We start from the raw sequence: 2,101 nt of genomic DNA, 5'->3' as shown, positions 1-2,101 counted from the left end.
GCTCCGGGCTCCGGGCTCCGGGCTCCGGGCTCCGGGCTCCGGGCTCCGGGCTCCGGGCTCCGGGCTCCGGGCTCCGGGCTCCGGGCTCCGGGCTCCGGGCTCCGAAGGATTATCGGTCAGGACTGCGGGCCTGTTTCACGTGGAACACCGCCCGCCTCCGAACTTTCTGGAATGCCCCAGCCGCCGTCCGACTCGAGGCGAGCCGTGTCCACTGCTCGCGCAGAACACCACTCGGTGGGCCGCTTGGGGAACCGCGTGTCCATGACAACGTCACCCGCTCCGGGCATCGTAGGTCTGCCGGCTTCCCGCCATCCTGGGTCGGCCGGCCAGCCATTGGCCCGGCCAGTCCCCAACGGCTGTTAACCCCGACGGCTGCCAATCACGAACTGGGACCCAGGTGACACTCCAGGGGCATCAGGCTCCCTTGGGGCGACCGAGGACCCCACAAACCTCCAACTCCCCGCGGGCCGCCCCTTCCCCCAACCGCCGCGCACTCAGGGGTTACCTCCGGCACAGACCGGGAGCACGTCAGTCGGACGCTCACTCCCATGAATCGCGCTCGCGTCTCGGCGGCTGGCTGAGGACGGCGCCACCGAATTCGACCGCTCCCAGCATCTGCCACGATTCGTTGTGGCGGAGCCCGCGACCCGGCTAGACGAGATCGTCGGTGCACGCCGGTAGACCCCATTCGCGACTGGCCGCCGTTCCACGTGAAACGGCGGCGCACCGACACCACCCATACCCGGGCGGCTCGGTCCCCTTCTGACTAGACCCTCGGACGGGCATGGCGGCCGCCCCCGGACTGGAGGGGCATGACGCAAGGCGCCGCGCTCGGTCGACGGCGAGTTCCGGCCACGTGCATGACACCAGGCTGTCGGGTTGGGTCCGTCTGGGCACTCCTGCCTAACCCACTCGATACGCCTTGCGGGATCGGTCGGCCGCACAGGCGCCTCCCCAACTAATAGCCGGCCCTGTAGAGGGGCAGGCTTGGGCTCGCTTCCGGCCGTGCCATCCGCTCTCAGGGACCAGCCTCCTCTCGGCCCCGAAGCACCCCGAACGGAACCCAGCGGTTGAAGGACTGGCAAGTGTGATCCCGGGGTGCCGGAGCTGGTCTCGCAGCGGGCTAGAGCGACCGACGCCCAGATCGACCCAGCGCTCAGGTGCCGAGCATGAGGCAGCTTGCAACGCGATCCCAACGAAGAACACCTCGACGCTTCCACCAACTGGTTCGTGCCGGAAGCGCTCCTCGGCAGAGCCTCGCCTTGGCGCAGCCTCAACGCCGCCCACGTGGCTGGCATGACGTCCCGCCCCGAGGAAGTTGGTCGCGCCGGCAAACCGGCACGGCCAAGGCCGATCCGCCGGTCGCTCGCTACGGCACCCCGCGGCCTCTCGCCACGCAGAGCGGCGCCGGGTCCCTGACAGGCAGCCACCGAATGCCGCCAGCCCCTTCCGAGTGCATCCCCATCGGGAGGCGTCGCGGATCGCGTCCTGCTGACTTCTCTGTGGCGTGGCTTGACCCAAGCGCTCCAGCTCACGCTTGGTGATCCCAGTTCCAAGGTCCCAGGTCTCGAATTGCGGCTCACGGGGATGCGGCGAGAGCCCATCTAGCCAAATCCAGGCACCACCACCACAGATCTTGGTTTCACGTGAAACACGGAGCACGGCTCAAGTCAGAAGACACTCGAGCGCCACGAGCACAAGGACGCCCAACCGAGGGCTTGGCAACTCCGATTTCGACATCGTGCCGGTCAGTGCCTCGAGACTCCGGTCGTGCCGAACAGCGTCATCACCGACACCGCCACGGACGCCTCACCGACGGCCTCTTTCGATGCGCTCCGCGGCCAGCCACCCCGGGCTGGACGGCTCACCGGGAGGACTGGGCATACGGCGTCTGAAGGCGCTCCCCGCGGGACTCACGGACTCATGGACCTGGCGGCCGCCTCGCCAGCCCTGGCGCTGCGGCCGGGCCCGGCACCCAAGCATCAACACCAGGTGGCGGCGGGCGGCGGTGAAGAGCCGGAGGGCGTGGAGCGCCGGAGGCCGTGGAGCGCCGGAGGCCGTGGAGCGCCGGAGGGCGTGGAGCGCCGGAGGGCGTGGAGCG

The sequence above is a fragment of the Actinoplanes sp. NPDC049118 genome (genome assembly GCF_040648555.1).
Classification (GTDB): domain Bacteria; phylum Actinomycetota; class Actinomycetes; order Mycobacteriales; family Micromonosporaceae; genus Actinoplanes.
The sequence above is the reverse complement of the archived record's forward strand: the minus strand, read 5'-3'. Positions refer to the sequence as shown.